Annotated in this window: 6 protein-coding genes; 1 reads left to right on the top strand and 5 read right to left on the bottom strand. The window is 51.7% G+C overall.

Features of this window, described 5'->3' with window-relative positions; translation table 11 throughout:
* Window positions 1-473: 473 nt before the first annotated feature.
* Complete coding sequence (gene secA / locus CX650_RS04880; RefSeq protein WP_101095165.1) at window positions 474-3197, bottom strand: preprotein translocase subunit SecA; 2724 nt, start codon at window positions 3195-3197, stop codon at window positions 474-476.
* A 58-nt stretch (window positions 3198-3255) separates the two neighbouring features.
* Complete coding sequence (locus CX650_RS04875) at window positions 3256-4155, bottom strand: M23 family metallopeptidase (RefSeq protein ID WP_039035195.1); 900 nt, start codon at window positions 4153-4155, stop codon at window positions 3256-3258.
* Between the two features lie 28 nt (window positions 4156-4183).
* Here CX650_RS04875 and CX650_RS04870 point away from each other — a divergent pair, with 28 nt between their 5' ends.
* On the top strand, window positions 4184-4636 hold the full coding sequence (locus CX650_RS04870; RefSeq protein WP_039035196.1) for a DUF721 domain-containing protein: 453 nt from the start codon (window positions 4184-4186) through the stop codon (window positions 4634-4636).
* An 8-nt stretch (window positions 4637-4644) separates the two neighbouring features.
* On the opposite strand, the gene lpxC is transcribed toward CX650_RS04870, so the two are convergent.
* The 3 genes from lpxC to ftsA all read right to left on the bottom strand — a co-directional run bounded on the left by lpxC (window position 4645) and on the right by ftsA (window position 8187).
* Window positions 4645-5565 carry a UDP-3-O-acyl-N-acetylglucosamine deacetylase gene (gene lpxC / locus CX650_RS04865; RefSeq protein ID WP_071476031.1) on the bottom strand — a complete coding sequence of 307 codons (921 nt, stop codon included), beginning with the start codon at window positions 5563-5565 and terminating at the stop codon, window positions 4645-4647.
* Window positions 5566-5743: 178 nt separating this feature from the next.
* Window positions 5744-6916, bottom strand: coding sequence for a cell division protein FtsZ (gene ftsZ / locus CX650_RS04860; RefSeq protein WP_039035198.1), 1173 nt, complete (start codon window positions 6914-6916; stop codon window positions 5744-5746).
* A 35-nt stretch (window positions 6917-6951) separates the two neighbouring features.
* The gene (gene ftsA / locus CX650_RS04855) at window positions 6952-8187 is read right to left on the bottom strand and encodes a cell division protein FtsA (protein ID WP_039035199.1); all 1236 of its coding nucleotides are present in this window, start codon (window positions 8185-8187) and stop codon (window positions 6952-6954) included.

The raw sequence follows: 8187 nt of genomic DNA, 5'->3' as shown, positions 1-8187 counted from the left end.
TTCATCGAGTTAAATCGTTTTGTCGATTTCTCAATGCCTGTGAGTGTCCACACAGATTGCTTGATAGATTGTTAAAGAGCAGTACCGCGATGATTCTCATCGGGTCAGGGCTGCGTATTCTACAGAACCCTTTTTCAGCGTCAAGCCCTTTTTTATCTGGTTTCGAGCGAGTGATGATTTTATCTTCACACCGTTGAAACCAAGGCTGTTGCCGCGTTACCAACTTTGAATTTGAACAGATATTTGTTCTCGTTCGCCGTGTCAGTGGGTGCGCATTATAGGGGGCCAAAACTTTTGCGCAAGGGCTTTTTTCAGCATTTTGCGATCTTTTTTGAGGCTCCAGGGTTAGCCACACGTTAAACACTTTTTACCCCCAGAGTTATCCACAACTATGGATTTATGAAGTAAAAAACGACGTTTTAAAAGCAACAAAAAAGGCAATCCGAAGATTGCCTTTAATGACTTACAGTGTGTTAGCTCAGTTTGCCATGACACTGTTTGTATTTTTTACCTGAGCCGCAAGGACAAGGATCGTTACGTCCAACTTTCTCACCATCACGCACAACTGGAGTATGAGCCGCGACTTCAGCATCTTGTTCGGCTTCGTTCAAAGCTTCAGACGTGGCGTGCTGATATTGATGTTGGATCCGCGCTTCTTCTTCACGGCGACGGGCTTCCATTTCATCGACATCCGATTGGGCCTGTACCTGAACCTTGGACAAAATACTGATCACATCGTGCTTGAGTGACTCCAACATCTGCTGGAACAGTTCAAAGGATTCACGCTTATATTCCTGTTTGGGGTTCTTCTGCGCATAACCACGCAGGTGAATACCCTGACGCAGGTGGTCCATGGCAGCCAGGTGCTCTTTCCACAAACCATCCAGGGTTTGCAGCATCACAGCCTTTTCAAACTGACGCAGCACCTCAGGGCCCACCATCTGCTCTTTGGCCTCATAGGCCTTGAGCCAGGATTCGATAATCCGCTCACGCAGCGTCTCTTCATGCAGGTCTTCTTCTTTGTCCAGCCACTCCTGCAGCGGCAAGTCCAGTACAAATTCCTGCTTGAGTCGCTGCTCGAGGCCGGCAACGTCCCAGAGCTCTTCAACTGACTGTGGTGGAATGTATTGATCGATAACGCCTGTGATCACGTCTTCCTGAATATTCTTGATGGTATCTTCAATGCTTTCGGCATCCATCAGTTCGTTACGTTGAGCGTAAACCACCTGACGCTGGTCGTTGGCGACGTCATCAAACTCCAGCAGCTGCTTACGAATATCGAAGTTACGGGCTTCCACTTTGCGCTGGGCATTCTCAATCGCGCGGGATACCCAGGGATGCTCAATGGCTTCACCTTCTTCCATGCCCAACTTCTTCATCATGTTGGCAACGCGATCTGAAGCGAAGATCCGCATCAGACTATCTTCCATCGACAGATAGAAACGTGATGAACCCGCATCGCCCTGACGGCCGGAACGCCCACGCAGCTGGTTGTCGATACGGCGAGACTCGTGGCGTTCTGTACCCAAGATGTGCAAACCACCGGCGGCGACCACAGCATCGTGACGCTCTTGCCAGTCAGCACGGATCTTGGCAATCTGCTCCTCGGTTGGGTTTTCCAGTTCCTCAATTTCTGCTTTCCAACTACCGCCCAAGACGATATCGGTACCACGACCGGCCATGTTAGTGGCCACGGTTACTGCACCACTACGTCCAGCCTGAGCAACAATTTCTGCTTCTTTTTCGTGGAACTTGGCGTTCAGTACCTTGTGAGGGATCTTTTCCCGATCCAACAGGTTGGACAGCAGTTCAGACTGTTCGATGGAAACTGTACCGACCAATACCGGCTGGCCGCGTTCACGACAACCTTTGATGTCCTGGATAATGGCGTTGTATTTTTCTTTGGCGGTGAGATACACCAAGTCTGCCATATCGTTACGGATCATCGGCCGGTTGGTGGGGATCACTACGGTATCCAGACCATAGATATGCTGGAATTCAAAAGCTTCGGTATCAGCAGTACCTGTCATACCGGCCAGTTTTTCATACTGACGGAAGTAGTTTTGGAAGGTGATAGAAGCCAGGGTCTGGTTTTCATTCTGGATCTTCACGCCTTCTTTGGCTTCCACCGCCTGGTGCAAGCCTTCAGACCAACGACGCCCTTGCATGGTACGGCCAGTGTGCTCATCGACGATGATCACTTCGCCGTCCTGCACAACGTAGTCAACATCACGTTCAAACAGGGTGTGAGCGCGCAGCGCGGCGTTGACATGATGCAGCAGTGAGATATTGGCGGCCGAGTAGAGTGAATCCCCTTCGGCCAGCAGGCCAGACTGGGTAAGCAGAAGTTCAATTTTTTCCTGACCGCGTTCAGTCATATGAACTTGTTTGGCCTTTTCATCCACGCTGAAGTCACCCTCACCGACATAGTCGTCCGAATCTTCTTTATCCTGGCGGATCAGATTAGGGATCAGCTTATTGACCTTGATGTAGAGTTCAGAGCTGTCTTCCGCGGCGCCGGAGATGATCAGTGGCGTACGGGCTTCATCAATAAGAATGGAGTCGACTTCGTCTATCAGAGCATAGTGCAATGGACGTTGTACCCGCTCCTGCGGTGAAAACGCCATGTTGTCGCGCAGATAGTCGAAACCAAATTCGTTATTGGTACCGTAAGTGATATCTGAGTTGTAGGCGGCTTTCTTTTCCAGCTGACCAAGACCGGCGACGTTAACTCCGACTGTCATTCCCAGGAATTCAAACAGTGGGCGGTTGGTGTCGGCGTCACGGCGAGCCAGATAGTCGTTCACTGTAATAACGTGAACCCCCTTGCCGGTCAGCGCATTGAGATAGGCCGGCAGCGTGGCGGTGAGAGTCTTACCTTCACCGGTGCGCATCTCGGCAATGCGGTTGCTGTCCAGCACCATACCGCCTATCAACTGCACGTCAAAGTGGCGCATCTCGAACACCCGCTTGGAAGCTTCACGCACAGTGGCAAAGGCTTCGGCCATGATGTCGTTAAGGGTTTCCCCTTTTTCGAGTCGGTCACGGAACTCCTGGGTTTTGGCCTTGAGCTGCTCATCACTGAGTTGCTCATATTCACCTTCGAGCGCGTTGATCTTGTTGACTATCTTGCCCAGGGCTTTAAGGGTGCGGTCGTTACGACTACCAAATACTTTTGTCAGTAATTTACCTAACATCTGAATCACTTATTCTGTTGTAGGCCAAGCCTCTTACGAGTCTGGCGGCCAGTTCCAATTAACCTGCTTTGCGGTAGACGTACTTCTTGGGATCTATCTGCTGTCCACCCCGCAACACTTCGTAATGCACATGAGGTCCTGTCGAACGCCCAGTGCTTCCCATGGTGGCAATTTTCTCGCCCTTGGCGACCACGTCACCTACAGTTACTGACAAAGCTTTATTGTGACCATAGCGGGTGCGCAATCCGTTACCGTGATCTATCTCCACCAACTCACCATAGCCAAACATATTCCCGGCCCATGTCACCACACCACCACCGGTGGCGATCACATCGGCTCCTTCTGTACCCGCAAAGTCTATGCCTTTATGCACAGATCTGCGGCCATTGAAAGGATCATTACGTAAACCGTAGGGCGAGGATAACCAACCTTTGTTGATTGGCCGCCCTGATATATAACGCTCTTCATCTATATGGAGATTGGAAGCCACTGTTTCAAGCAGGGACAACTGAGCATTATTACTATCAATTCCTGATGCCAGCCGATCCATATCGGAGATCAGCTGCTCCAGCTCTATGCTGGTGCCCAGCTCGCTCAGGCCGCCAATACCTACCTCGGCGCCGAAATCGAACTGTTCTTCAAGTTGGTAATTCTGGGCAAGAGTTTGCCCTAGAGCCTCAAGCCGAGTCAGTTTGGCCTGCATTCTGGCGACATGTGCCACCAAGGTTGCCAACTGAGTTTCGGTTGCCTGCTTGAGTTCTTTGACTTGTTTCTGTTGCTGCTCACGAGCTTGGCGCTCGTTGTCGACGTTGGCCTGTTGCGACTCAAATCGCTCGGCGTTGTAATGATAGAGCCCTGTGCCCGCAGCGAGGAGCAATATAGGCAATAACAACCAGCGTTTGCCAGGTTGCCAGCGCGTCACGCCATTCCGACCTTGAATAAAAACTGTTACACTCATAGCCTAATTCAGCCATCTTATTATCATAATGAAGAAGCTCCCTCAGCACCTCAGCCAATTACTGCATCAGTCGGGACGTCTGCCCGATCTGGCCGAGAAAGCGGAGCTTTTGTTGTATCTGAACCAGCATGTCAAACAGCTGCTGTCAGGCCCTGTCAGCGAACAGCTGCAAGTCGCCAATCTGCGCCAAAGTGTGCTGGTTATTGAAACCCCTTCCGCCGCATGGGCCGCCAGGATTAACTTCCAAAAAACCAAACTTCTTGCCCAACTTCAGGCAGAAACGCTCCCAATGCTTACCGCTATTGAGGTTAAAGTCAACCCGGCACTGGCAACATCAGGGGCAAAACCCCAAGTGGTTCACAGACAACTGAGTGAAACCGCGGCTTCACATATCAATGCACTGGCCGAACACACTGACGGTGAGCTGGGCCAGAAACTAAAACGGCTGGCTGCATTAGCCAGCCGTAAAAGGCAGTCCTAGTTTTACGATTAAGCCATCACCACATTGGATGGCATCATAAAGCTGACAGGCACATCCGCTTCTTTTTCGAAGCTGACCAACTCCCAGGCATCCTGCTGTGCAAGCAATGCCCGCACCAGCTGGTTGTTCAGGGCATGCCCCGTCTTGTAGGCACAGAACTCTCCGACTATGGCGTGACCCGCCACATACAGGTCACCAAACGCATCAAGAATCTTGTGCTTAACAAATTCATCCTCATAACGCAGGCCATCGGGGTTGAGGACACGATATTCATCAAGCACAACCGCGTTTTCCATACTGCCACCCAATGCCAGATTGTTGGCACGCAGATACTCGATATCACGCATAAAACCAAAGGTTCTGGCGCGGCTGATATCTTTCACAAAGGCGGAAGAGGAAAAATCCATCACCATATGCTGTTGACTACGGGCAATTTCAGGGTGATTGAAGTCAATAGCAAAATCGACTCTGAAACCTTTGAAAGGTCGCAGTTCAGCCCACTTATCACCGTCTTCAACACGCACTGTGTGCTTGATCTTCAGATATTTCTTGGCCGCTGACTGATCTTTGATCCCCGCGCTTTGCAGCAGGAATACAAAGGGGCTGGCACTGCCGTCCATGATAGGGATCTCGGGAGCATCCACTTCAATAACAGCATTGTCGATACCCAGGCCCGCGAGCGCAGCAAACAGATGCTCTATCGTTGAGATGCGAACACCTTCATCATTAACCAGAGCCGTACACATAGTCGTTTCACGCACCTGCTCCGCCTTGGCAGCAATCTCCACTGCCGGCTGCATATCGGTACGCACGAGTACGATCCCTGTATTGACTGGTGCGGGCTTGATAGTCAAAGTCACCTTATTGCCGGAATGCAAACCGACACCTGTGGTCTTTACTATTTTTTCAACAGTTCTTTGAAAAATCATTTAGTTACCCGTATTCATCTCAACAAAAAGCTCTGCCTAGGACGATAAAATCGACACTCCTCGGGCGCAGCTGGTCGGATATCCTAGCATAAATCGGCAATTTCACAAAAATTTACCTGCCTTCGCTTCCTGGAAACAAAGGGGCTCACCCAATTTACACCCGCGATACCCGCCAGTATCAGTCGGCTTGCTTACGCAAAAACGCCGGAATATCCAAATAATCAAGCTCGTTCTTATGCGGATTGGCCGCAGGTTGGGACGCCGGAACTGCATTGCTCTTATGAGAAACAGGCATAGCAGCTTCTTCCTGAGGCATGTAGGCTTCGACCTTGGGCTCTGGCACAGGTTCCTGACGCGGAGCAGGTTTGGATACCAACTGGATGTCAGGTTTTCTTTCCGATCCTATGCCGGTAGCAACCACAGTAACCCGCAGTTCATCGCTCATTTCCGGATCGATAACAGCACCGACGACCACAGTCGCATTGTCTGAAGCATAAGCCTTGACGTGGTTACCCACAGTCTCAAATTCTTCGATACTCATATCCATGCCGGCAGTGATGTTAACCAGCACGCCACGGGCGCCTGCCAAGTCGATATCTTCCAGCAGCGGACTGGCAACAGCCGCTTCGGCTGCTTCTTCAGCGCGGTCTTCACCACGAGCGACACCTGTGCCCATCATGGCGTTACCCATTTCGGACATAACGGTTTTCACGTCGGCGAAGTCGACGTTAATCAGACCGGGACGGGTGATCAGTTCGGCGATACCTTGCACAGCACCCAAGAGCACGTTGTTGGCGGCAGCAAAGGCATCCAGTAATGACGTGCCACGGCCCAATACTTTAAGCAGTTTCTCGTTGGGGATAGTGATCAACGAGTCAACATGTTTGGCCAGCTCAGTGATCCCCTGATCGGCGAACGCCATACGCTTCTTGCCTTCGAATGGGAAAGGTTTGGTGACCACGGCCACAGTCAAGATCCCTTCTTCGCGGGCAATCTGCGCCACCACAGGTGCGGCACCTGTCCCCGTACCGCCACCCATACCGGCAGCGATAAAAATCATATCCGAGCCCTTGATAGCCTCACGGATATTTTCACGATCTTCTTCGGCTGCAGCACGACCGACTTCCGGGTTGGCACCAGCCCCCAGACCCTTGGTGACATCACGTCCCAGTTGAATAGTGGTGCCCGCGGCAGACTTACGCAGTGCCTGGGCATCTGTATTGGTGGCAACAAACTCAACACCTTCGATGTTGTGTTTCACCATATGTTCGACGGCATTACCACCGCCGCCACCGACGCCGATGACCTTTATCACCGCCTCGTCAGAATGAGTATCCATGATCTCAAACATGGTTTAATTCTCCGTATTACCTGCGTTTACGTAAGTTAAAACTCACCTTTAAACCAGCTCTGAACCCGATTCCAGAGACTGGTCACCCCTTGACGCTCGGGTCGTTCAAACTGACGTTCGATAACCCTGCGCGCGCCGTAATGTAACAGCCCAACACCTGTGGAGTAGATGGGCTGATCCACATATTCATACAAACCTTTCACCGGCAGCGGTGATGCCACCCTGACCGGCATGCCGAACGTGGCTTCGGCAACATCCACAGCCCCTTCAATAGAGGCGGTACCACCGGTCAACACTATGCCGGCGGCAATTTGATCTTCCAGGCCACTGTCCTTGAGTTCCTTGAATACCAACTCGAACAGTTCCTGATATCTGGGTTCAACCACCTCGGCCAGAGTATGACGCGACATGGTTCTTGACGGTCGGCCACCCACGGACGGCACTTCTATACTGTCCTCACGGCTCACCATGGAGCTGCGGGCACTGGCATGCTGCACTTTAATCTGCTCGGCATGCGACAGTGGCGTACGAAAAATTTTGGCGATATCACTGGTTACCTGGTTGCCGGCCACCGGCACCACGGCGCAGTGACGCAGAGCGCCATTGGTATACACGGCGATATCTGTGGTACCGCCACCGACATCCACCAGACAAACACCCAGATCTTTTTCATCATTGGTCAGTACCGCATCGGCCGAAGCGATACCGGAAAACACCAAGTCGTCCACCTTGAGGCCACAGCGCTCAACACTCTTGGTGATGTTCTTGGCCATATCATTGGCGCAGGTGACTATATGCACCTTGGCTTCCATCCGCATGCCGGACATGCCGATAGGGCTGCGGATCCCTTCCTGAACATCTATGGCATATTCCTGCGGCAATACGTGCAAAATGCGGCGTTCGGTGGGGATCTTCACCGAACGGGCCGTGTGGATGACGTTGTCCACGTCTTCCTGGGTCACCTCTTCATCATTGATGGAGACCATGCCGTTTTCGTTCTGACAGGCGATATGCTTGCCGGAAATGCTCAAATACACCGAAGACACCTGACAGTCTGCCATCAGCTCGGCCTGATCCAAGGCCCGCTGCACACTGCGCACGATAGAATCGAGGTCGTTAACCCCGCCTTTATCCATGCCGCGTGATGGATGATTACCCAGACCGACGACACTGATTTCGCCATCGGGCAAGACTTCACCTATGATCACAGCGACCTTGGATGTCCCTATGTCCAATCCGACGATCAGATTTCTATCTTGGTTCTTGGTCAT

This window comes from Shewanella indica (genome assembly GCF_002836975.1).
Lineage (GTDB): Bacteria > Pseudomonadota > Gammaproteobacteria > Enterobacterales > Shewanellaceae > Shewanella > Shewanella indica.
This window is presented reverse-complemented; position numbering and strand designations above follow the sequence as displayed.

Excerpts from the sequence above, each read along its gene's own strand:
- secA (WP_101095165.1), bottom strand. The coding sequence starts at position 3,197 with ATGTTAGGTAAATTACTGACAAAAGTATTTGGTAGTCGTAACGACCGC.
- lpxC (WP_071476031.1), bottom strand. The coding sequence starts at position 5,565 with ATGATTTTTCAAAGAACTGTTGAAAAAATAGTAAAGACCACAGGTGTC.
- CX650_RS04870 (WP_039035196.1), top strand. The coding sequence starts at position 4,184 with ATGAAGAAGCTCCCTCAGCACCTCAGCCAATTACTGCATCAGTCGGGA.
- ftsZ (WP_039035198.1), bottom strand. The coding sequence starts at position 6,916 with ATGTTTGAGATCATGGATACTCATTCTGACGAGGCGGTGATAAAGGTC.
- ftsA (WP_039035199.1), bottom strand. The coding sequence starts at position 8,187 with ATGACCAAGAACCAAGATAGAAATCTGATCGTCGGATTGGACATAGGG.
- CX650_RS04875 (WP_039035195.1), bottom strand. The coding sequence starts at position 4,155 with ATGAGTGTAACAGTTTTTATTCAAGGTCGGAATGGCGTGACGCGCTGG.